This window comes from Variovorax sp. F042 (assembly GCF_057814215.1).
Genome location: NZ_JBVASX010000001.1, coordinates 675,507 through 697,393, shown reverse-complemented (window position 1 = coordinate 697,393; position 21,887 = coordinate 675,507). Strand labels below are relative to the sequence as shown.

Sequence of the window (21,887 nt, the reverse complement as noted above, 5' to 3'; positions counted from 1 at the left end):
GTCAAGTCAACGCTTCTTCGAGCCGAAGATCCCGCCGAGCACGCCTCGCAGGATTTCCTTGCCAACAGACGTACCCATGGTGCGCACCGCCGACTTGGCCATGGTCTGCACCAGCCCGTCGTGCTTCGCGCCGCGCGGGCCGGTGGTGCCGAAGAGCATGTCGTTGAGCATGCCGCCCATGCCGGAACCGGACGATGCCGCCGCATCCTTGCCGCCGGGCAGCGTTGCTGCCGGTGCGTCGGGTGCGCTGTCGGCGCGGCCCTTGAGCTTTTCGTAGGCCGATTCGCGGTCTACCGTTTTCTCGTAGACACCGGCGACGAGCGAGCCGGCGATCAGTGCCTTGCGCTGGTCGGGCGTGATGGGGCCGAGCTGGCTGCCGGGCGGCAGCACGAACACGCGCTCGGTCACGCTCGGGCGGCCCTTTTCGTCGAGGAAGCTCACCAGCGCCTCGCCGACCGCGAGTTCGGTGATGGCCGTCTCGATGTCGAGGCCCGGCTTCTGGCGCATGGTGCTGGCGGCCGCCTTCACGGCCTTCTGGTCGCGCGGTGTGAAGGCGCGCAGCGCGTGCTGCACGCGGTTGCCCAGCTGGGCCAGCACCGTGTCAGGGATGTCCAGCGGGTTCTGCGTAACGAAATACACGCCCACGCCCTTGGAGCGCACCAGCCGCACCACCAGCTCGATGCGTTCCACCAACGCCTTGGGCGCCTCGTTGAACAGCAGGTGGGCCTCGTCGAAGAAAAAGGCCAGCTTGGGCTGCTCGGGGTCGCCGATTTCGGGCAGCTGCTCGAACAGCTCGGACAGCATCCACAGCAGGAAGGTGGCGTACAGGCGCGGCGAGTTCATGAGCTTGTCGGCCGCGAGGATGTTGACGACCCCCTTGCCGCCCACGGTCTGCATGAAGTCGGCGATGTTGAGCATCGGCTCGCCGAAGAACTTGTCGCCGCCCTGGGTTTCGATCTGCAACAGGCCGCGCTGGATGGCGCCCACGCTGGCGGCGCTGATGTTGCCGTACTGGGTGGTGAACTGGCTGCTGTTTTCGCCCACGTACTGCAGCATGGCGCGCAGGTCTTTCAGGTCGAGCAGCAGCAGGCCGTTGTCGTCGGCGATCTTGAACACGAGGTTCAGCACGCCGGCCTGTGTTTCGTTCACGTCGAGCATGCGGCCCAGCAGCAGCGGGCCCATGTCGGAGACGGTGGCGCGCACCGGGTGGCCCTGTTCGCCGAACACGTCCCACACCGTAACGGGGCAGGCGGAGGGCTCGGGCACCTCGATGCCCCGTTCCTTGAGGGTGGCAGCCAGCTTGCCGCCGATGGCACCCTTTTGACTGATACCGGTCAGGTCGCCCTTGACGTCGGCCATGAACACCGGCACGCCGATGGCGGAGAGCTTTTCGGCGATGGTCTGCAGGGTGACTGTCTTGCCGGTGCCGGTGGCGCCGGTGATAAGGCCATGGCGATTGGCCAGGCTGGGGAGAAGGCTGCACTCGATGGCGTCGTGCCGTGCGATCAGAAGTGGGTCGGCCATGGGGCGCTCCGGTCGTATCGAAGCGGGCAGTCTAATCAAGCGGCACTCCTATAATCCACGGCCCGCACGGTAGTTCAGGAAAAAGTTTTAGGAGGTTTTTTTGTCATCGACTGCTCAGCCCCCCATTCCCGCCACTGGCGATGCCTCCGAACAGTCGCCGATCGAAAAAGAGCTGGCCGTGCTGCTCGTGAACGCGCTGAATCTCGAAGTGGCCCCCGAGGACATCGTGCCGACCGACCCGCTCTATGGCGAAGGCCTCGGACTCGACTCGATCGACATCCTCGAAGTAGCGCTCGAAGTCTCGCGCCGCTATGGTTTCCAGCTGCGTTCTGACGACGAACGCAACCAGCAGATTTTCCAGTCGCTGCGTACGCTCGCGACCCACGTCGCCCAGCATCGCGTGGTTTCCTGATCCCATGTCGCGATGGCGAATAGCACTCCTTCTGGTGGCAGGCGTGGCGTATGCCGGCCTGTCCCACTGGATGACGCTGTTCCATGCCACGGAACCGTGGGCGGTCGTGGTGTTGCTCGGGCCGCTCTGGCTCGCTGCCATGGGCCTTGCCGCCAGCTGGTTCGGTCGCTGGGGCCTTGCCGCCGTGGCCGTTCTGGGCGTGGGCGGCTTCTCGCTCGTCTTCCTGGGTGAGGCAGGCGATCCCAACCGCTTGTACGTGCTGCAGCACGTGGCCATCAACGCCGCGCTGTGCGGCTGGTTCGGCTCCACGCTGCGCGGCCGGGGCCTGCCGCTGATCACGCAGTTCGCGCAGCGGGTGCACCCGCTCAAGGGGCACATGCTGTCCTACACCACGCAGCTCACGCGCATCTGGACCGGCTTCTTCGCGCTGACGGTGCTGGCGTCGATCCTCATCTACCTGACAAGGCCGTTCTCCGACTGGTCGCTGTTCGCCAATGTGCTGTCGCCCGTGATGGTGACGCTGCTCTTCGTGGGCGAGCACTTTGTACGCTATCGGCTGCATCCCGAATTCGAACGCACGCGCCTCGTGGATGCGGTGCGCGCGTTCTATGGCACATCGTCGGTGGACACCAGCCCCGGCGGCCAATGACACAGGCGCCGCCCGCGTGACGACAGATACCCGTTTCCTGCCACTTCTCACCGACCGAGACCCAGATTCCATCCTGGCCTGGCGCGCCGGCGTGCCCGTGAGCACGCGGCAGTTCCTGGCCGACGTGGCCCGCTTCGCGCCCGAGCTTCCGGGCGAGGGCTCCGCCGTCAATCTCTGCGTCGACCGCTATGCCTTTGCCGTGAGCCTGGGCGCGGCGCTGGTGCGCGGCCATGCCAGCCTGCTGCCGCCCGACGCGCGGCCCGACACGCTCGCTCGCCTGCTCGAGTCCGGCGGCCCACGTCTTTTTGCGCTCACCGACGATCTGAAGCAGCAAACGCCCGGCATGCAGCGCGTGCTGATCGAGAACAGCCAGAACCGCGCGAGCTCTGAGGCCCCCGTGCCGCAGATCGACGCAGCCATGCACGCCGCCAGCCTGCTGACCTCCGGTTCGACCGGCGTGCCGCAGCCCCACGCCAAGACCTGGGGCACGCTGGTGGGCGACGTCGCGGTGGCCGTGAAACGGCTGTGCCGTGTGCTCGAACGTCCCACGCTGGAAGGCCTGACGCTGGTCGCGACCGTGCCCGTGCAGCACAGCTACGGGCTCGAGTCGTCAGTGCTGCTGGCAATGCTCGGCGGCGCGGCCTTCGAAAGCGGCCGGCCATTCTTTCCGGCCGATGTGGCGAAGACGCTGGCCTCGGTGCCGCGCCCCCGCGCGCTGGTGACCACGCCGTTCCATCTCAAGACATTGCTGCTCTCGGGCATCGAGCTGCCGCCGGTCGACCTGATCCTGTCGGCCACCGCGCCGCTTTCGCCGCAGCTCGCGCAGCAGGCAGAGCAGGCGATGGGCGGCGTGCTGCTCGAAATCTACGGCAGTACCGAGTCGGGGCAGGTCGCCACGCGCCGCACCACCGACAACGAGATCTGGGAGACATTCGGCGAGATCCGCGTGCACGCCGAGCCTTCGGCGGACGGTAGCCCCGAGCGCTTCATCTTCAGCGGCGACTTCATTCCCGAGCCCACGCCCATGGCCGACGTGCTCGAACTGCTGGACGAGCGCCGCTTTCGCCTGTTCGGCCGGGCCAACGACCTGATCCACGTGGCAGGCCGGCGCAGTTCGCTCGCGCACCTGAACTTTCACCTGAACAGCATTCCCGGCGTGGACGACGGCGCCTTCTGGCTGCCCGACGAGGTGGCCGACGGTGTCGTACGGCCGGTGGCCTTTGTGGTCGCGCCCACGCTGTCGGCGGGCGACATCATCGCGGCCCTGCGGCAGCGGCTCGAACCCGTGTTCGTGCCGCGCCGCGTGGTGCAGGTCAAGGCCTTCCCGCGCGAAGGCACGGGCAAGCTCACCGTGCGGGCGCTGCGCGAATTTGCGCTGGCGCAGCTAGCGGAAGACGACACATCGGTGCAGATGGCCCACGTGGTGCCAGCTGACCACCCCGTGTTTGCCGGTCATTTCCCGGGGCAGCCGCTGCTGCCGGGCGCGCTGGTGCTGGCCGAGGTCATGGAGGCCATTCGCCGCGTGCCGGCCCTGGTGGCTCGGCTGGGCGCCCATCCCACGCTCGCCGCGGCCAAGTTCCTGGCGCCCGTGCGGCCCGGCGCCGCGCTGTCCATCGAGCTGCATCCGGAAGCCGGGCCTGGTCGCGGCGTGCGTTTCGACGTGCGTTGCGACGGCGTGGTGGCTGTCACGGGCCGCTGGACGGCCGTGCAAGAGTCCGCGTGATGAAGCACACCGATGTCGAGGCGCGCGCCGTGAAAGAGGCAACCAGGGCAGGGCAGGCGGCACCGAAAGGCGAGCGTGGCGAAAGCGGCGACTGGGCCCGTGCGCCCGAGCGCAGCAACATGCTGGCGCTGCGGTTCATCGTTTTCATGGCGCTGGTGTGCGGACGCCACGTCACGCGCCTCCTGCTGCCGCCGATTGCCCTGTACTTCCTGCTGTTCGCGCCGGCGCAGCGCCGGCACATCAAGCGCTACCTGTTCCGGGCCATCGGTCCGCAGGCGGGTTGGGTCGACGGCTTCCGCCTGCTGCACGCCTTTGCCTCGACGGTGCTCGATCGCGTGTATTTCCTGCGTGGGCGCCTGGACCTGTTCAAGGTCAGCATCGAGGGCAATGCACCGATCGATGCCGAGATCGCGCGAGGGCGGGGCGCCTTTCTGCTCGGCGCCCACATCGGCAGCTTCGAGGTGCTCGGCGCCTGCAAGCAGCAGACGCACCAGTGCAACCTGCGCCTGGCGATGCTGATGTACCCAGACAACGCGCAGCGCATCACGGCCGTCCTCAACACCATTGCCGTGCCCGAGCTGCGGCCGCACGTCATCGCGTTGGGCCGGCCGCATTCGATGCTGGCCCTGCGCGACTGGCTCGACGGCGGCGGCCTGGGCGGCATGCTGGCCGACCGCACGCTGCCGGGCAGCGAAGAGCAGCCCGCGCACCAGCGTGGCAACAACATCGTGCTGCCGTTCCTCGGGCAGCCCGCAGTTTTCAACGATGGTCCTTTCCGCCTGGCCGCCTTGCTGCGTCGCAAGGTGTTCTTCATGGCCGGGCTCTACGGCGGCGGTGCCCGCTATGACGTGCGATTCGACCCGCTGGCCGACTTCGGCGAGCCGGTTTGCAGCCCCGCGGAGCGCGAAGCGCGCATTCGTGCTGCCGTCGAAGCCTATGTGGCACGCCTCGAAGCGCTGTGCCGCGCGTATCCCTACAACTGGTTCAATTTCCATGATTTCTGGCTCGAAGATGCGGCTTGACTGGCTTTGCAGGGCATGCGTGCTCGCACTGGCCTTTTGCGCCGTGCCGGCCTGGGCGGCGTTCGACCTGCCCGAACTGATGACGCTGCTGGCCAAGCAGAAGAGCGGGGAGGCCCGCTTCACCGAACAGCGCTTCGTGCACGGCCTGGAAGGCCCGCTCGACGCCAGCGGCACGCTGAGCTTCGATGCGCCCGACAAGCTGGTGCGCCGCACGCTGTCGCCGCGCGTCGAGACCATGGCGGTCGAGGGCAACACGCTGACGTTGTCGCGCGGCGGCCGCAACCGCACGCTGGCGCTCGACAGCATGCCCGAGCTGCTCGGCCTGGTCGAAGCCATGCGAGGCACGCTGACCGGCGACGGCGCCACGCTGCAGCGCTATTTCCGCAGCACCGTGTCGGGCTCCGCTGCCAAGTGGACGCTCGACCTCGTGCCGATGGACAGCCGGCTGGCCGCGCAGGTGCGCAGCATCCGCATCAGCGGCCGCGCGAGCGACGTGCTGGGGCTCGAGATGGAGTTCGTCGGCGGTGACCGATCGGCCATGAACATCACGCCGGGCGCGACAGCACCCGCGCCAGCCAACGCGGCTCCGTCCGGCGCCACCGGACGCACCACGCCGTGACGCCACAGCAGCAGGCGGGCGGCCCGCCGGGCTGGCGGCGCAGGGCGGTCGTGCTGCTGGCGTGGCTGCTGGTGCTGGTGTGCGGAGCCGTGGTCATCGCGCGCACGCAGATCGGCGCCGACCTCTCGGCCTTTCTGCCCAAGAGCCCGGATGTGCGCCAGCGCGTGCTGATCGAGCAGCTGCAAAGCGGCGTCGCCTCGCGCACGCTGATGCTGGGCATCGAAGGCGGCAGTGCCGAGCAGCGCGCCGCGGTGTCGCGCGCGGTCGCAAAGGACATGCGCGAGAGCAAGCTCTTCGACCTGATCCAGAACGGCGACGTCGGCGACTGGAGCGAGGCGGGAAACTGGGTACTCCAACACCGCTACCAGCTGTCGCCCGGCGTCACGCCCGGGCAGTTCACTGTCGAGGGCTTGCGCGACGCGATCAACGAAACGCTGTCGATGCTGGGCACGCCTGCCGGCAACGTGATCAAGCCCCTCCTTGATCGCGACCCGACCGGGGAGACGCAGCGCATTGCCATGGAGCTGACGCCCGCCAGCGCGCCGCGCAGCGAGGACGGCGTATGGATGTCGCGCACCGCGCCGCGCGCGCTGATGGTCGCCACCACGCGCGCTGCCGGCAGCGACCTCGACGCGCAGGCCATCGCCATTGCGCGCGTGCACGCCGCCTACGCGGCCGCGACGCGCGACATGGGCGCAACCGCGCCCAAGCTGCTGCTGAGCGGTCCGCCCGTGTTCTCGGTGATGAGCCGCGACAAGATCAAGACCGAAGCGATCCACCTCGCGGTGGTGGGCGGCATCGTGATGGGCGGGCTGCTGTTGCTGGCGTTTGCATCGCCGCGCGCGCTGGTCATCGCCTTCCTGCCCGTGGCCACGGGCGTGGTGATCGGCACCGCGAGCGTGAGCCTGGTGTTCGGCTCGGTGCATGGCCTCACGCTGGGCTTCGGCAGCACGCTGATCGGAGAAACGGTCGACTACGCCATCTACTACCTCATCCAGGCGCGTGGCGCCACCGTGGCCGGCACCGGCTGGCAGCGTTGGCGCGACCTGAACTGGCCGACCGTTCGGCTCGGGCTGCTGACCTCGGTGTGCGGCTTTGCGGCGCTGGTGTTTTCGGGCTTTCCGGGGCTGGCGCAGCTGGGTGTGTTCTCCATCGCCGGCCTTGTTGCGGCGGCGCTGGCTACGCGCTATGTGCTGCCGATGCTCGCGCCCGACGGTGCCACCGGCATGGGCATGCGCAAGTACATGGCGCAAATGGCCGGCGCGCTGGTGCGCGGCCTGCCGCGCCTGCGCTGGCCTCTGGCCGCGCTGGGGGTGGCGGCACTGGCATTGGTGCTGTGGCAGGGCGGCCATCTGTGGCGCGCCGATCTTGGCGCGATGAGCCCGGTGCCCAAGGCAGCCCAGCAGCTGGACGAAATGCTGCGCAACGACATCGGCGCGAGCGACGGTGGCGTGCTGGTGGTCGCCTATGGCGACGACGAGCAGGCCGCGCTGCGCAACACCGAGGCGGCGGCGCAGCGGCTCGATGCGCTGGTGGATCAGGGCGAACTCGTCGGCTACGAAACGGTCACCCGCGTGCTGCCCAGCGTGGAAGTGCAGACCGCGCGCATCGCAGCCCTGCCGGACGCCGAAACGCTGCGCGCCAACCTGGCAGAAGCAACCAAGGGCATGCCGCTGCCGGCTTCGCGGCTCGGACCGTTCCTGGCCGACATCGAGGCTGCGCGCAAGCTGCCACTGGTGCAGCGCGCCGAACTGGCCGCCGGGCCGCTCGGCTCGGTCCTGAACACGCTGATGTACCAGCGTCCGGGCGGCGGCTGGGGCACGCTGGTCGTGCTGCATCCGGGCGCCAAGTTCGACCAGGGCCGCCTGGAAGCGGCGCTGGCCGGCCTGCCTGAAGTGCAGGTGGTCGACGTCGGCCGCGAACTTGCGAGCCTGTACCAGCGCTACCTGCACGAGGCCTTCGTGCAGGTGCTGCTCGGCGCGCTGGCGGTGGTGCTGTTGCTCGGCATCTACCTGCGTTCGTGGCGCCGGCTGCTGGCCGTGTGCCAACCCCTGGTGTTCGCGGTGGTGCTCACGCTTGGGGGCATGGCCGTGCTGCAGGCGGCGCTGGGCATCCTGCATCTGGTGGGGCTGCTGCTGATCGTGGCGGTGGGATCCAACTACGCGCTGTTCTTCGACCAGCTGCGCACCACCGGGCGGGCCGACGAGGACACGCTGGCGTCGCTGATGCTGGCCAACCTGACGACCGTGGTGTCGTTCGGGCTGATCGCGATTTCGGACATTCCGGCGCTGTCGTCCATCGGCCGCGTGGTTGCGCCTGGGGCGCTGCTGGCGCTGTTGCTTTCGGCAGCATTCGCACGCAGCGTGGGGCCTTCGCAGGCTTCGCGTGGCTGACGGGGGAAAATCCGGCCTCATGTCCATCGCTCCCGCACCTACCGAATCCTGGCCCTGGCCGCCGGCCATTCGCGCCAGCGCGGCGTGGCACGTCGCGGCCATCGGTGCGGGCGTGCTGGTGCCGGGCGCGTTGCCGTGGGCCGTCGGCGCGATCGTGCTGAACCATGCGTTGATCACCGGTGCCGGCCTGACGCCGCGCAGCAGCCTGCTGGGCCCTAATGTCACGCGGCTGCCCGAAGCGGCCGCGGCGCGGCGCGAAGTGGCGATCACCATCGACGACGGGCCGGAGCCCGAGGTAACGCCGCGTGTGCTCGAACTGCTCGACGCGCACGGCCAGCGCGCCACCTTCTTCTGCATTGCCGAGCGCGTGCTGGCGCATCCCGAACTGGCACGCGAGATCGTGGCGCGCGGCCACAGCATCCAGAACCACACGGCGCGGCACCGGCACAATTTTTCCTTTCTCGGGCCGCGCGGTTTCGCCGCCGAGATCGCGCGGGCGCAGGACATCCTGAGCGACGTCACCGGCCAGCGCCCGACCTGTTTCCGCGCGCCCGCTGGCCTGCGCAACCCGTTTCTCGAACCCGTGCTGCACCGCCTCGGCCTCTCGCTCGTGAGCTGGACACGGCGCGGCTTCGACACGCGCGAAGGCGACGCCGCCAAGGTGATGGCGCGCTTGAGCCACAACCTGCAGGCGCGCGACATCCTGTTGCTGCACGACGGCAATGCCGCGCGCACCGTTGCTGGACAACCTGTTTTGCTGGAGGTACTGCCCTTGTTGCTCGAACGCCTGCGCGCCGATGGATTGCGCTCCGTGACCCTGCCTGAAGGATTGAAGTCATGAGCGCCGCCCGGCCGCCCGAAGGCGCTCGCACCGCAGCGCGAAGCGCGGAGGTTTCCGAATGAGCGCGGTGATGTTGTCGACCGATAAGGCGTGGCGCGAGCTGCATGAAGCCGCGACCATTCCCTACAAAAAAGGCGGCAGCTTCGCCTGGCACTTCGCACGCGGCAAGCTGGGGCGCGACCCGGTGTTTCGCGGGCTGCTCGAGCGCGGGCTGTTTGGCGCGCCGCACCACCGCGTGGTCGACATCGGCTGCGGGCAGGGCCTCTTCGCGAGCCTGCTGGCATCGATGAGCGCGATGCAGAAGCAGGGCCGCTGGCCATCAGCGTGGCTTGCCACGCCGCACAGCGCCGACTACACCGGCATCGAGCTGATGCCGAAGGACGTGGCGCGCGCCGAGGCCTCCATTGGCCATCTGGAGCCCACGCCCAGGCTTGTCTGCGCCGACATGTGCTCGGCTGCCTTGCCGGACTGCGACCTCGTCGTGATCCTCGACGTGCTGCATTACGTGAACCTCGAAGCGCAGGAAGGTGTGCTCCAGCGCGTGCACGACGCGCTGCGCCGTGGCGGCAATCCGCACGCACGGCTGCTGCTGCGCGTGGGCGATGCGTCGAGCCGCCGTGGCTTCGCAATCAGCCAGTGGGTCGACCGCACCGTGACACGCATCCGCGGCCACAAGGTCTCGCCGACCTGGGGCCGTCCGCTGGCCGACTGGACCGCGCTGCTGCAGCGCCTGGGCTTCCGGGTGCAGAGCATCCCGATGAGCGAAGGCACCCCGTTTGCCAACGTACTGCTGGTCGCCGACCTGGAGGCCGCAGCTTGACCGCACCGCAGACGCTCGACCGCGCAGGCATTGCGCAGCGCATTCCGCACAGCGGCAGCATGTGCCTGCTCGAGCGGCTCGAAAGCTGGGACGCCGACGCGATCCACTGCAGCACCACGACCCATGCGCAAGCGGGCAACCCTCTGCGCACGGAAGGCGGCCTGCTCGCACCGAACGCAATCGAATACGCGGCGCAGGCCATGGCGCTGCATGGTGGCTTGCTGGCCACCGAGGGCAGCAGGCCATCGGCCGGTTTCCTGGCAAGCGCGCGCAATGTGAAGCTGGCGGTGGCACGTCTCGACGACGTGCCCGGCGCCTTGCAGGTGGGCGCCCGGCGCCTGTCGGGTGACGATCGCCAGATCCTCTATGAATTCACCGTCAAGGCCGACGACGGCCGCATGCTGGCCGAAGGCCGTGCCGTCGTGGTCCTGAACACGCCGCTCGCAGCAGAACAACAAGAAAGCACGACATCGCCATGAGCCTCGAAGGAAAACGCGCACTCATCACAGGCGCAAGCGGCGCACTCGGCGCTGCCATGGCCGAACGCCTGGCACGGGACGGCGCCACGGTGCTGCTGCATGCCAATTCGCGGCCCGAGGCGGTCGAGCAACTGGCGGCATCGATCACGGCTGCAGGCGGCAAGGCGGAATGCCATGTGTTCGACCTGCGCAGCGACGAGGCCTCGGCAGCAGCTTGCGCGCGCATCCTGGAGGGCGGGGCGGTGCAGATCCTCGTCAACAACGCGGGCGTGCACGACGACGCCGTGCTGCCGGGCATGCGCGCCGAGCAGTGGCACAAGGTGATCGACGTGTCGCTCAACGGCTTCTTCCGCGTCACGCAGCCCTTGCTGCTGCCGATGATGCGCACGCGGTGGGGCCGCATTTTGAACATCTCGTCGGTGGCCGCGATTGCGGGCAACCGGGGGCAGGTCAACTACGCCGCTGCCAAGGGCGCGCTGAACAGTGCGACCAAGGCGCTGTCGCTCGAAGTGGCGTCGCGCGGCGTGACGGTGAATGCGATCGCGCCCGGGATCATCGCCTCGCCGATGGCGGATGCAGTGTTCGACCAGGCGGTGATCAACCAGATGGTGCCGGTGAAGCGGGCGGGAACGCCGCAGGAAGTGGCGTCGCTGGCGGCGTTCCTGGCCAGCGACGAGGCGGCCTACATCACGGGGCAGGTGATCTCGATCAATGGCGGGATGATCTAGGGGCGCTGGTCGCCATGGGGCACGGCGGTGGGTGCTGTGTCCTTGGGCGGCCCCAATAAAACCTACAACGGCAGCGTGTCGAACGCGGCGTAAACGGTAGCCAGCCAAGACTTCACGCGCTGGCGCTCCAGCAGCCCCAGCGCATGCGGCCCTTCGCGGTCATTCACGGCCTTCCAGAAACTGGTGTTCTGCGCATCGATCTTGCGCATGCTCGCGTCATGCAAACGCGGCAGCGCAATCACGCGAGCGCCATTGGCCGTGGCCTTCGAAAGCGATTGCGAACCCAGCAGCATCCCGAAGTCGCTGCCACGCCCGTAGTTCTGCACCACGATGTAGTTGGGCCGGTTGCCGAAGGTGTCGATCAGCGAGCCGAGCAGGTCGGTCGAGTCCTTGCCGTCGTCCAGCACGTGCCAGAAATTGACTGTGACGCCAATCTCGGCGAACACGTCGAACAGGTCCGACTCCTTGATCCAGCGCGACAGTGGCGCCAGCGTCTGGGCCGCGAGGTCGACGATCACGCTTTGCTGCGGGTTGGTCTCGAAGCCGTTGACGACCGTGTCGAGCCCTTCGAAGCTGTCGACCACCACGGGCGAGGCAAAGCCTTCGTAGAAACGGGTGAACGAGCTGTGCGAGCGGTCGGTGTCGAAGCCGGTGAAGGGGCGGCTGTGGTCGATGAAGTACTGCGCCAGCACGCGCGCGGTGACCGACTTGCCGACACCGCCTTTTTCGCCGCCGATGAAATTGATGGAGCTCATGAGTTGATGCTGCCTCGAATGGGTTGAGGAGGGGTGGAGGGCGGATTCATTCTAGGGGGCTGCTTTTTCTTTTTGTTTGCCACCTTTTGAAATGGCTTGCAGCAAGGGATGTGCCTGCAATCGCTGCTGCAGCCGTTTCTTCCACGGGGCCGGCAGCGTCGAGGCTTCGATCATTGCGGGCCACTTGTCGCGGGCGAGCCGCGCGGTGTCGGCGATCACACGGCGCACCAGCGGCTCGTGCAGCCCGGTCGAGAAGCAGAAGGCGCGCACGCTGGCGGGCGTGAACAGGGCCGTGCGCCTGGCCGTGCCGGCGGCTGCGGGCAGCAATGGCAAGGCGTGGCCGTCGACACCTTGCAGCGCTGCGTAGGCGACGATGTCGTAGGCCGGGGCAAAGCGCGGCGCGATGCCATCGGGGTACAGCACGCCGAAGTTCTTCAGATGCGCATCGGGGTTGCCGAGGAGATCGTTCACCGCAAGGCGCCGCACGAGCTCGAGCACCGCTTCGTCGCCCAGCGACGGAAAGGCGCGCATTGCGAGCGCCATGTCGAGGTAGCTCCCGCTGTACTTGCGCATCGGGTCGATTGCCAGCACCTGCGCGAAATCTTCGAAGTGGATGCGGCGCGCGCCGTCGCGGTCGAAACGCGTCACTGCCAGAAACTCGGGTTCGTCGGGCAGCGCATAGCTGTGCTCTGCGGCAATGGCTGAGAGCGGTGCGAGTTCGGCATGGCAAACCTCGACGCCCGCCGCGCTCGCCATCTGCAGCGACAGCATTTCGAGCTGCGGCATGTGCGGCCGGCCGGCCACCGGCAGCTTGGCGATGACCCGGGTGCTCGCACCGGCCCGTGTGCGGGCAACATACCGTCCGCCCTGGCGGCGCAGGCCCAGCTTGGGCTGCACGCCGGAGACCGAAATGCCCTGCGGCATCGGCAGCTCGACCACCGACATCTCCAGCGCGTCCTGGTCCTGCGTGATGAGCCGCTGCAGCGTGCCGCGGTCCACCGACACTGGCCTGGCGCTCACGGCGCCGGGCAGGTCGCCGCCACAGGCCGCGAGCAGCTCGAAATAATCGTTCTCGCGGCAGCCGCGAAGCTGCGCGATGTGGCTGCGCAGCACGCCCTCGGGCAGCAGGTTCTGGAAAAAGCTGGGCAGCAGGCCGCTCTGGGCGTTGAACAACGGGTTCTTGACGTCGCTCCACAGCGCCGACTGAGTGGGCGGATCGCTCGCCACCATCGAGAGCGACAGCACTTCGGGCGGTGGGCTGGCGACTAGCTCGGGTTCCGCCACGAAGCGGCACAGGTCGGCGTACTGGAACAGCTTGCCGAAGCGGCGTGCGCCGAGCGAAATCTCCAGGATCTTGACGTTCATGGCGGTGAGCGGCGCTTGACGTAGCGCGGGGCGGGCGCCTGCGTCACGGCATGGCCGACGCGCGTGGTCACGGGGCGGTAGCCGGCATCGGTTGCCGTCGTTTCACCGAAGCCCTTGGGCGCAAGCTGCAACTCGAGCCCCAGCGCATCGACCAGCGCAAGCAGGGACGACAACTGAGGGTTGCCCCGCAGGCTCAACGCGTTGCGCACGGAGCGCTCGGTGAGCCCAGAGCGCAGCGCGATCTCGGCATTCGAGATGCCGGCGGCCTCGCGGCGGGCAGTCAGGGCGGTGATGAGTTCCTGCTTGTTCACGGAAACATATTACCGTAAATGCAGATTTGGGAAATATCTTTCCTATGCTGCATTCCCCGCGACCTTACTTGGGCAGCAGCGTGAAGAAGGGCATGACCACGCCCATCACCCAGTTCTGGCCGAAGTCGAGTGCCGCCCGGCGGTATTTCTCGTCGGCCTGGGCGGCCAGCAGATCGAGCCGCGCCACCACCTTCGACAGTTCGCGGTCGGCCACGAGGTTGCGGCCACGGTCGCTGATTTCGGTGGCCAGCAGCAGCGGCTGGCCGTCGGGGCCGGTCTTGGAGGAAATGAGCCAGAGCGAGATCTCGAAGTTGCGTGCGGCCCGGAAGCTGTTTTCGGCGTTGACGCCGTCGATCATGGTCTGGTCCCAGGTGTCGCCGTTGGCCTGCTTGAGCATGGTGGCCCAGCCAACCACCAGTGCCGCGACGCGGTCGCCCTGGTAGCCCTGCGGCCCGGTGTCGAAGGCCATGCGGATCGCGTCGATGCCGGTGGCGCCCTTCAACTCGGGCAGGGGCGGGCCTTTGAGCACGGCGTCCCAGGCGCGCTGGGTGGCCTCGTCCATGCTGGCTGCCGACTTGCGCCATTCGCGGGGGTTGCGCTTGTACAGGGTGCTCTGAACCCGTCGCACTGATTGCAGGTTGTCGCGCAATGACAGGTTGGCGATGCGGTTGGCGCCGGACTGCAGCCACTCCTGGTTGTTGTAGGGTTCGGCGCGCTGGGTGTCGCGTACCGACGAGCAGCCGGCAAGACCGAGCAGGGCGGCCGTGCCCGCCAGCAGCCAGGTTCGTCTTACGGCAAGGGGTGAAACCGGGGAATCGCTCATGCCCTGACGTTATCATCCACGGCTGGGGCGGCGGCCTGCATCAAGCTGCGGGCCCGTGCAATTTTCCTTACAAATCAATACCTTGGCGCTACAGCCAAGGCAGGCCGACAAGTCGTGCGTCTTAATTCCATCAAGCTTTCGGGCTTCAAGTCGTTCGCCGAACCCACCAACTTCCTGCTGCCGGGCCAACTGGTCGGCGTCGTCGGGCCCAACGGTTGCGGCAAGTCGAACATCATGGACGCGGTGCGCTGGGTGCTCGGCGAGTCGCGCGCGTCGGAGTTGCGCGGCGAATCGATGCAGGACGTGATCTTCAACGGCACAACCACCCGCAAGCAGGCCAGCCGCTCGAGCGTGGAACTGGTGTTCGACAACGCCGATCACCGCGCCGGCGGCCAGTGGAACCAGTTCGGCGAAATCGCCGTGCGCCGCGTGCTCACCCGCGACGGCACCAGCAGTTACTACATCAACAACCAGCCGGTGCGTCGCCGCGACGTGCAGGACGTGTTCCTGGGCACGGGCCTCGGCCCCCGCGCCTACGCCATCATCGGCCAGGGCACGATCAGCCGGATCATCGAATCGAAGCCCGAGGAACTGCGCCTGTTCCTCGAAGAAGCCGCGGGCGTTTCCAAGTACAAGGAGCGCCGCCGCGAAACCGAAAACCGCCTGGGCGACACGCGCGAGAACCTCACGCGGGTCGAAGACATTCTTCGCGAACTCAACGCCAACCTCGAAAAGCTCGAAAAGCAGGCCGAGGTGGCCGCGCGCTACAACACGCTGCAGGGCGACGCCACGAAGAAGCAGCACCAGCTGTGGTTCCTGAAGCGCAGCGAAAGCAACGCCGACCAGTCCAAGATCAAGGCCGATTCCGAAAAGGCCATCAACGATCTCGAATCGCGTACGGCAGACCTGCGCCACATCGAGGCCGAGCTCGAAACCGTGCGCCAGGCCCACTACGGGGCCGGTGACCAGGTCAACCAGGCGCAGGGCAAGCTCTACGAGGCCAGCGCCGAAGTCGGCCGGCTCGAAGGCGAGATTCGCTTCGTGGTCGAAGGCCGCCAGCGCGTCGAGCAGCGTCTTGTGCAACTGCGCGAGCAAATGGGCCAGTGGGGCCGTCGCCGCGAAGAAGCCGAAACCGAGATCGAAACCCTGGCCGGCGCGGGTGTAGACGCTGAAGAGCAGGCCATCATGCTGGCCGCCCAGCTCGAAGAGCACGACGCGCGCATGCCCGACCTCGAAGAGGCCGTGCAACGCGCCCAGGACGAGGCCAACACCCAGCGCACGACCGTGTCGCAGGTGCAGCAGCAGATCCAGGTGCTGGCCGCCGACCAGCGCAACATCGAAGAACAAAGCCGCCAGCTCACGCAGCGCAGCGAACGCCTGCGCGCCGACCAGAACGCGCTGGCCGCGCCCGACGAAGCCCGCCTGCTCGACATGCAGGAGCAGCACGCCATGGCGCAGGAAGCCGCCAGCGAAGCCGAAGCGCGCCTGCACGAGCTGCAGGAAGCCGTGCCGCAGCTCGACGACGACCGCCGCGCCAAGCAGCAGGCCGTCAACACCGAGGGCGCCCGCCACGCCGAGTACTCGGCCCGCCTCGAAGCGCTGCGCGCGCTGCAGGAAAAGGTCAAGACCGACGGCAAGCTGGCCCCCTGGCTCGCCAAGCATGGCCTCGACGGCTTGCAGGGCCTGTGGAGCCGCATCCACATCGAACAGGGCTGGGAAAGCGCGCTCGAAGCCGCACTGCGCGAGCGACTGGGCGCGCTCGAAGTCAGCCGCCTGGAGATGGTGCGCGCCTTCGGCAACGACGCGCCGCCCGCCAAGCTCGCCTTCTACAGTCCGCCGGCCGCCGGAGCACCCGAAGGCACGGCCGCGCTGCCGCGCCTGTCGAGCCTGCTGCGCCTGAACGATGCGGGGCAACAGGCCTTGCTGAACGACTGGCTGCACGGCTGCTACACCGCCGCGAGCTTCGAGGAAGCGCTGGCCCAGCGCGCCGCGCTGCAGCCGGGTGAGGTCATCTACGTGCAGAGCGGCCATGCCGTGTCCTCGCACAGCGTCAATTTCTACGCACCTGATTCCGAGCAGGCTGGCTTGCTGGCCCGCCAGCAGGAAATGGAAAACCTGGAGCGCCAGCTGCGCGCCCAGACGCTCATCAACGAAGAAGCGCGCACTGCGCTGGTCCGCGCCGAAGCGGCCTATGCCGACGCTGCGCAGCGCCTCGTGACTGCGCGGCGCGAAGCCGCCGAAACCCAGTCGCGCGCGCACGAATTGCAGGTCGAGACCCTGCGTATGACGCAGCTCGCCGAGCAGACCCGCGCCCGCAGCCAGCAGCTGGCGGCTGACCTCGGCGAAGTCGATGCGCAGCTCGAAGAACTGCAAGAAAAACGCATCGCTGCCGAAGGCCGCTTCGAAGAGCTCGACATGCAACTGGCAGACAGCCAGGAGCGCCATGCCGAACTCGACGAACGCGTGATCGAGGCCGGCCGCGCGCTGGCCGCGAGCCGCGAGCAGCATCGCAGCCTTGAACGCCAGGCACAGGAAGCGACCTTCTCGCAACGCACGCTCGAAGCCCGCCGTGCGGAGCTCAACCGCTCCATCGAAACCGCTGCGCAGCAGACCGTGGCGCTGACCGACGAAGACGAGCGCGCCCGCGCCGAGTTGAGCCGCCTGTCAGACGCCGCCGCGCAAGCCGGCCTGCAGGATGCGCTGGCCCTCAAGCTCGAGCGCGAAGCTGCGCTCGGTTCGGCGCGCAGCCAGTACGACGACCTCACTCTCAAGCTGCGCGCCAGCGACGAGCGCCGCCTGCAGCTCGAACGCGAACTCGACCCGCTGCGCCAGCGCATCACCGAGTTCCAGCTGAAGGAGCAGGCCGCGCGCCTGGGCGTCGAGCAATACCAGCAACTGCTGGACGACGCCGGCGCCGACCTCGAAGCCATCGAGCAGTCGATCGAAACCGACAAGGTCAAGCTCACCGGCCTGCAGAGCGAAATCGACCGCCTCAACCGCGAAGTGGTCGCGCTCGGTGCGGTGAACCTGGCCGCGCTCGACGAACTGGCCATTGCCAGCGAACGCAAGACCTTCCTCGACGCCCAGTCGGCCGACCTGAACGAAGCCATCGGCACGCTCGAAGACGCCATCCGCAAGATCGACGCCGAAACGCGCGACCTGCTCGGCGGCACCTTCAAGATCGTCAACGAGCACTTCAGCCGCATGTTCCCCGAGCTATTCGGCGGCGGCAATGCCAAGCTCATGATGACCGGCGACGAGATCCTCGACTCCGGCGTGCAGGTGATGGCCCAGCCTCCGGGCAAGAAGAACCAGACCATCCACCTGCTCTCGGGCGGCGAGAAGGCGCTCACGGCCATTGCGCTCGTGTTCGCCATCTTCCAGCTGAACCCGGCGCCGTTCTGTCTGCTCGACGAAGTGGACGCGCCGCTGGACGACGCGAACACCGAGCGCTATGCCAAACTCGTCACCGCCATGAGCCGTGAAACCCAGTTCCTCTTCATCAGCCACAACAAGATCGCCATGGAAATGGCCGAGCAACTGATCGGCGTGACGATGCAGGAGCAGGGCGTGTCGCGCATCGTCGCGGTCGACATGGAGTCGGCGGTCTCGATGGTCGAAGCCGCGTAAGCCGAGCGGCACCCATGACCAATCTCACTCTCGCCCTGGCCATCCTCGGCGGTCTCGTTCTCGCGGCCGTCGTTGCCTACAACACGCTGATGTCGCGCCGCAATGCGCCGCGCCAGCCCGATGCAGTCGACCTTGCGTTGGCCGATGCGGAGCGCGCAATGTCGGGCTCGCCCGACGGCGCGGAGCCGATGCTGCACGTCGACCCGTACCAGGTGCAGCAGGGCGCCGACCGCCACGAGCCCCTGTTTGACCCCGACCTGCCGGCGCCCAGCGGCGTGCCCGTGCCGACCGGCGAGCGCCGCGGCGGGCTCGATCCGCTGATCGACGTGATCGCGCCAATCTCGCTCGACGGGCTCGCGTCCGGTGACGCCGCCATTGCCGCCATGCCGTCGACGCGGCGCGCCGGTAGCAAGCCAGTGGCCATCGAGGGCCTGAACGAACACAACGGCCAATGGGAGCCGCCCGTGCCCGGTCAGCGCTACAGCGCCTTCCAGGTCGGTGTGCAGCTGGCCAACCGCACGGGCGCGCTCAACGAAATCGAGTACTCCGAATTCGTGGTCAAGGCGCAGGCATTTGCCGATGCGGTCAACGGCGCGCCGGAGTTCCCCGAGATGCTCGACGAAGTGGCACGCGCCCGCGAGCTCGACCAGTTCGCCAGCGCGCACGACGCGCAGCTGGGCTTTGTCCTGCGCGCATTGCATGCGGCCTGGAGCCCGGGCTATGTGCAGCAGAACGCGGCGCGGCTCGGCTTCGTGGCCGGCATCATCCCGGGGCGCATGGTGCTGCCGACCAGCGAAGTCGGCTTGCCGCCGATCCTCGGGCTGGCCTTCGACACGCAGGCCGCGCTGGCCGACGACCCGGCCCAGTCGGCCATTCGCGAACTCAGCCTGAGCCTCGATGTGCCGCAGGTCGACCGCGGCGAAGAGCCGTTCCGCCGCATGCGCGAAGCCGCCGCAACGCTGGCGCGCGAAATGGACGGCGTGGTTACCGACAGCGACGGCCAGCTGCTGCGCGACGAGACGATGGACGTGATCGGCGCCGACCTCGAGCAGCTCTACGACACGCTCGATGCGCGCGACCTCGCTGCGGGTTCTCCGCTGGCGCGACGCCTCTTCAGCTAACAACTCCGACCTTCGGGAGACACCCCATGACGACGCGCGACGAAGCGGCACGCGAAGCCGCCGCACTGAGCGAACAGCTCCACCGGCACGCCCATCTCTACTACGTGCTCGACACGCCCGAACTGCCGGACGCGGAATACGACAAGCTCTTCCAGCGCCTGCAGGCCATCGAGGCAGAGTTTCCCGATCTGCGCACGCCCGATTCGCCGACGCAGCGCGTGGGCGGCAAGGTGCTCGACGGTTTCGTCAAGGTGCGCCACAAGGTGCCGATGCTGTCGATCCGCACCGAGACCGACATCACGCCCGGCGGCGCGAGCGCCTTCGATGCGCGCGTGCGCAAGGAACTGGGCTTGCCCGAGGACGGGCCGCAGGTCAGCTATGTCTGCGAGCTGAAGTTCGATGGCCTCGCCATGAACCTGCGCTACGAGAACGGCGTGCTGGTGCAGGCTGCCACGCGCGGCGACGGCGAGGTGGGCGAAGAGGTCACGCAGAACATCCGCACCGTGCGCGAGATCCCTCTGCGGCTCAACGGCACGGCACCGCCCGTGGTCGAAGTGCGCGGCGAGGTCTACATGAAGCGCGCCGATTTCGACGCGCTCAACGAGCGCCAGCGCCAGAAGATTGCGGACGGACAAAAGAACGAGAAGGTGTTCGTCAATCCACGCAACGCCGCGGCTGGCGCGGTGCGTCAGCTCGATCCGGCGATTGCCGCGGCGCGGCCCCTGAGCTTCTTTGCCTACGGGCTGGGCGAGGTCACGCCGGCGGCCGAAGGCGGGCCAGACTGTCCGACGCAGTTCGACTGGCTGCAGCAGTTCCACGCATGGGGCTTCCCTGTGGCGACGCAGACGGCGCGAGCTACGGGCGCTATCGAACTCATAGCATTCCACGAAAACATCGGCCGCCAGCGCGATGCCTTGCCCTACGACATCGATGGCGTGGTCTACAAGGTCGACAGCATCGAGTTGCAGCGGCAACTGGGCTTTGTCTCACGCGAGCCGCGCTGGGCCGTGGCCCACAAGTACCCGGCCCAGGAGCAGCTGACCGAAGTGGTCGGCATCGAGATCCAGGTCGGGCGCACCGGCAAGCTTACGCCGGTGGCCAAGCTCGCGCCGGTATTCGTCGGCGGCGTGACCGTGACGAACGCCACGCTGCACAACGAAGACGAAGCGCGCCGCAAGGATGTGCGTGTGGGCGACACGGTGATCGTGCGTCGCGCCGGCGACGTGATTCCCGAGGTGGTCGGCGTGGTGCCCGAAAGCCTCGCAAAACCCGAGGGCGAGCGCGCTGCGCAGTTCACCATGCCGCACAAATGTCCTGTGTGCGATTCGGAGGCCGTGCGCGAAGAGGGCGAGGTCGACTACCGCTGCACTGGCGGCCTGTTCTGTGCGGCGCAGCGCAAGGAAGCCATCCTGCACTTCTCGGCGCGGCGTGCGGTCGACGTCGACGGCCTTGGCGACAAGCTGGTCGAGCAACTGGTCGATGCCAACCTGATCCGCACCTTGCCTGATCTCTACAAGCTGGGCTTCACCACGCTGGCCGGGCTGGAGCGCATGGCCGAGAAGTCGGCGAAGAACCTCGTCGATGCGCTCGAAGCCTCGAAGAAGACCACGCTGCCGCGCTTCCTGTTCGGCCTTGGCATTCGCCACGTGGGCGAGACCACCGCGAAAGACCTGGCCAAGCACTTCGGCAAGCTCGACGCGATCATGGACGCGACCGAAGAGCAATTGCTCGAAGTGAACGACGTTGGCCCGGTGGTGGCGCAAAGCCTGCGCACCTTCTTCGACCAGCCGCACAACCGCGAAGTGGTCGAGCAGCTGCGCGCCTGCGGATTGACGTGGGAAGAGGGCGAGCCGGCCGCGCGTGCCCCGAAGCCTTTGGCGGGCCTGACCTTCGTCATCACCGGTACCCTTCCTACGCTGAGCCGCGACGAAGCGAAGGATAAATTGGAGGCGGCCGGTGCCAAGGTTTCCGGCTCCGTCAGCAAGAAAACCCATTACCTCGTGGCCGGGGAAGAGGCCGGGAGCAAGCTCGACAAGGCACGTGAGAACGGAGTCGAGATCATCGACGAGGCGCGTATGCTGGAGATACTCGCCAACGGTGTCCCGGCAGAAGACGCGGGCGAGTGAGCGGGGAAACGTGACGGCAGATCCTCTTTACCGGCCGTTACGCGACTTCATCGCAGCGCAGTCAACAGGGTCTACAACCTGGCGTTGAAAGCTAATTGAAGGCCACAAGGAGAGTCCCTCATGCAAAAAATTCGAGTTCTCGGTGCCTGTGTTGCACTCGGCGGCGTTGCGCTGCTGAGCGGCTGCGTGGGCGTGCCTGCCGATCCCTACTACGGCGGGGGCTATTCGTCGGGGCCTTACTACAGCGAGCCTGCGCCCGTGGTCGTGGCGCCTGCGCCGGTCTACATCAACGGTGGCGGCTACTACGAGCGCCGTCCGTATTACGACGGTGGTCGTCCTTATTACGGCCGCCCGGCTTATCCGGCCGTGCGTCCGGGCTATCCGGCGGCGCGTCCGCCGAACTGGGGCGGTGGCCGGCCTCCGGCCGTGGTGCGACCGCCGATTGCAGGTGGCGGTCCCGGCTCCATCCCGACGCAGCCGCGCGGCAACGCGCGCCTGTGGACCTCGCCGGACTCCAAGACGCAAACTCCTCCCTGATCCTGCCAG

19 protein-coding genes are annotated in these 21,887 nt (G+C 67.7%); 14 read left to right on the top strand and 5 right to left on the bottom strand.

Annotated elements, in window-relative coordinates; genetic code table 11:
- Window positions 1-6 precede the first annotated feature (6 nt).
- Window positions 7-1,524, bottom strand: a complete 1,518-nt coding sequence (locus ACZYSP_RS03345) for a helicase HerA-like domain-containing protein (RefSeq protein ID WP_093073953.1) — start codon at window positions 1,522-1,524, stop codon at window positions 7-9.
- A gap of 100 nt (window positions 1,525-1,624) precedes the next feature.
- Between ACZYSP_RS03345 and ACZYSP_RS03340 the strand changes: the two genes are divergently transcribed.
- From ACZYSP_RS03340 to fabG, 10 genes are all read left to right on the top strand, one after another.
- Window positions 1,625-1,936, top strand: coding sequence for a phosphopantetheine-binding protein (locus tag ACZYSP_RS03340; protein WP_093073955.1), 312 nt, complete (start codon window positions 1,625-1,627; stop codon window positions 1,934-1,936).
- A gap of 4 nt (window positions 1,937-1,940) precedes the next feature.
- On the top strand, window positions 1,941-2,585 hold the full coding sequence (locus tag ACZYSP_RS03335) for a COG4648 family protein (protein ID WP_093073957.1): 645 nt from the start codon (window positions 1,941-1,943) through the stop codon (window positions 2,583-2,585).
- Between the two features lie 16 nt (window positions 2,586-2,601).
- Entirely contained in the window at window positions 2,602-4,308 is a 1,707-nt protein-coding gene (locus ACZYSP_RS03330) for an AMP-binding protein (RefSeq protein ID WP_093073959.1), read from the top strand.
- Window positions 4,308-5,330, top strand: a complete 1,023-nt coding sequence (locus ACZYSP_RS03325; protein ID WP_093073961.1) for a lysophospholipid acyltransferase family protein — start codon at window positions 4,308-4,310, stop codon at window positions 5,328-5,330. The genes ACZYSP_RS03330 and ACZYSP_RS03325 overlap by 1 nt, the downstream gene beginning before the upstream one ends.
- Entirely contained in the window at window positions 5,320-5,949 is a 630-nt protein-coding gene (locus ACZYSP_RS03320; protein ID WP_176928838.1) for a LolA-related protein, read from the top strand. Before ACZYSP_RS03325 ends, ACZYSP_RS03320 begins: the two co-directional genes overlap by 11 nt.
- A complete protein-coding gene (locus tag ACZYSP_RS03315) occupies window positions 5,946-8,342 on the top strand; it encodes an MMPL family transporter (RefSeq protein ID WP_093073963.1) in 2,397 nt (798 codons plus the stop codon). Before ACZYSP_RS03320 ends, ACZYSP_RS03315 begins: the two co-directional genes overlap by 4 nt.
- Window positions 8,343-8,361: 19 nt before the next feature.
- Window positions 8,362-9,183, top strand: coding sequence for a polysaccharide deacetylase family protein (locus ACZYSP_RS03310; RefSeq protein ID WP_093073965.1), 822 nt, complete (start codon window positions 8,362-8,364; stop codon window positions 9,181-9,183).
- Window positions 9,184-9,253: 70 nt separating this feature from the next.
- Window positions 9,254-10,003 (top strand): class I SAM-dependent methyltransferase, encoded by a 750-nt coding sequence (locus ACZYSP_RS03305; RefSeq protein ID WP_371258768.1) that lies wholly within the window; start codon window positions 9,254-9,256, stop codon window positions 10,001-10,003.
- Complete coding sequence (locus ACZYSP_RS03300) at window positions 10,000-10,482, top strand: hotdog family protein (RefSeq protein ID WP_093073969.1); 483 nt, start codon at window positions 10,000-10,002, stop codon at window positions 10,480-10,482. Before ACZYSP_RS03305 ends, ACZYSP_RS03300 begins: the two co-directional genes overlap by 4 nt.
- A complete protein-coding gene (gene fabG / locus ACZYSP_RS03295) occupies window positions 10,479-11,210 on the top strand; it encodes a 3-oxoacyl-ACP reductase FabG (protein ID WP_093056940.1) in 732 nt (243 codons plus the stop codon). Before ACZYSP_RS03300 ends, fabG begins: the two co-directional genes overlap by 4 nt.
- 62 nt (window positions 11,211-11,272) lie before the next feature.
- On the opposite strand, the gene ACZYSP_RS03290 is transcribed toward fabG, so the two are convergent.
- From ACZYSP_RS03290 to ACZYSP_RS03275, 4 genes are all read right to left on the bottom strand, one after another.
- On the bottom strand, window positions 11,273-11,965 hold the full coding sequence (locus ACZYSP_RS03290) for a P-loop NTPase family protein (protein WP_093056939.1): 693 nt from the start codon (window positions 11,963-11,965) through the stop codon (window positions 11,273-11,275).
- A 51-nt stretch (window positions 11,966-12,016) separates the two neighbouring features.
- A complete protein-coding gene (locus ACZYSP_RS03285; RefSeq protein WP_093073971.1) occupies window positions 12,017-13,330 on the bottom strand; it encodes a type II toxin-antitoxin system HipA family toxin in 1,314 nt (437 codons plus the stop codon).
- Window positions 13,327-13,641: a helix-turn-helix domain-containing protein gene (locus ACZYSP_RS03280; RefSeq protein WP_093073973.1), complete on the bottom strand. Its 315-nt coding sequence runs from the start codon at window positions 13,639-13,641 to the stop codon at window positions 13,327-13,329. The genes ACZYSP_RS03285 and ACZYSP_RS03280 overlap by 4 nt, the downstream gene beginning before the upstream one ends.
- A gap of 64 nt (window positions 13,642-13,705) precedes the next feature.
- A complete protein-coding gene (locus ACZYSP_RS03275) occupies window positions 13,706-14,464 on the bottom strand; it encodes a hypothetical protein (protein WP_093073975.1) in 759 nt (252 codons plus the stop codon).
- Window positions 14,465-14,578: 114 nt separating this feature from the next.
- Here ACZYSP_RS03275 and smc point away from each other — a divergent pair, with 114 nt between their 5' ends.
- The 4 genes from smc (at window position 14,579) to ACZYSP_RS03255 (ending at window position 21,878) form a co-directional block, all read left to right on the top strand.
- The gene (gene smc / locus ACZYSP_RS03270; protein ID WP_093056935.1) at window positions 14,579-18,094 is read left to right on the top strand and encodes a chromosome segregation protein SMC; all 3,516 of its coding nucleotides are present in this window, start codon (window positions 14,579-14,581) and stop codon (window positions 18,092-18,094) included.
- 14 nt (window positions 18,095-18,108) lie between these two features.
- The gene (locus tag ACZYSP_RS03265; RefSeq protein WP_093056934.1) at window positions 18,109-19,215 is read left to right on the top strand and encodes a cell division protein ZipA C-terminal FtsZ-binding domain-containing protein; all 1,107 of its coding nucleotides are present in this window, start codon (window positions 18,109-18,111) and stop codon (window positions 19,213-19,215) included.
- 26 nt (window positions 19,216-19,241) lie between these two features.
- Window positions 19,242-21,341 (top strand): NAD-dependent DNA ligase LigA, encoded by a 2,100-nt coding sequence (ligA, locus tag ACZYSP_RS03260; protein WP_093073977.1) that lies wholly within the window; start codon window positions 19,242-19,244, stop codon window positions 21,339-21,341.
- Between the two features lie 120 nt (window positions 21,342-21,461).
- Window positions 21,462-21,878, top strand: a complete 417-nt coding sequence (locus ACZYSP_RS03255; RefSeq protein WP_093073979.1) for a hypothetical protein — start codon at window positions 21,462-21,464, stop codon at window positions 21,876-21,878.
- The last annotated feature ends 9 nt before the right edge of the window (window positions 21,879-21,887 follow it).

Coding starts and splice junctions, on each gene's coding strand:
- ACZYSP_RS03345 (WP_093073953.1), bottom strand. CDS start 1,524: ATGGCCGACCCACTTCTGATCGCACGGCACGACGCCATCGAGTGCAGC.
- ACZYSP_RS03335 (WP_093073957.1), top strand. CDS start 1,941: ATGTCGCGATGGCGAATAGCACTCCTTCTGGTGGCAGGCGTGGCGTAT.
- ACZYSP_RS03325 (WP_093073961.1), top strand. CDS start 4,308: ATGAAGCACACCGATGTCGAGGCGCGCGCCGTGAAAGAGGCAACCAGG.
- ACZYSP_RS03320 (WP_176928838.1), top strand. CDS start 5,320: ATGCGGCTTGACTGGCTTTGCAGGGCATGCGTGCTCGCACTGGCCTTT.
- ACZYSP_RS03310 (WP_093073965.1), top strand. CDS start 8,362: ATGTCCATCGCTCCCGCACCTACCGAATCCTGGCCCTGGCCGCCGGCC.
- ACZYSP_RS03305 (WP_371258768.1), top strand. CDS start 9,254: ATGTTGTCGACCGATAAGGCGTGGCGCGAGCTGCATGAAGCCGCGACC.
- fabG (WP_093056940.1), top strand. CDS start 10,479: ATGAGCCTCGAAGGAAAACGCGCACTCATCACAGGCGCAAGCGGCGCA.
- ACZYSP_RS03290 (WP_093056939.1), bottom strand. CDS start 11,965: ATGAGCTCCATCAATTTCATCGGCGGCGAAAAAGGCGGTGTCGGCAAG.
- ACZYSP_RS03285 (WP_093073971.1), bottom strand. CDS start 13,330: ATGAACGTCAAGATCCTGGAGATTTCGCTCGGCGCACGCCGCTTCGGC.
- ACZYSP_RS03275 (WP_093073975.1), bottom strand. CDS start 14,464: ATGAGCGATTCCCCGGTTTCACCCCTTGCCGTAAGACGAACCTGGCTG.
- ACZYSP_RS03265 (WP_093056934.1), top strand. CDS start 18,109: ATGACCAATCTCACTCTCGCCCTGGCCATCCTCGGCGGTCTCGTTCTC.
- ligA (WP_093073977.1), top strand. CDS start 19,242: ATGACGACGCGCGACGAAGCGGCACGCGAAGCCGCCGCACTGAGCGAA.
- ACZYSP_RS03255 (WP_093073979.1), top strand. CDS start 21,462: ATGCAAAAAATTCGAGTTCTCGGTGCCTGTGTTGCACTCGGCGGCGTT.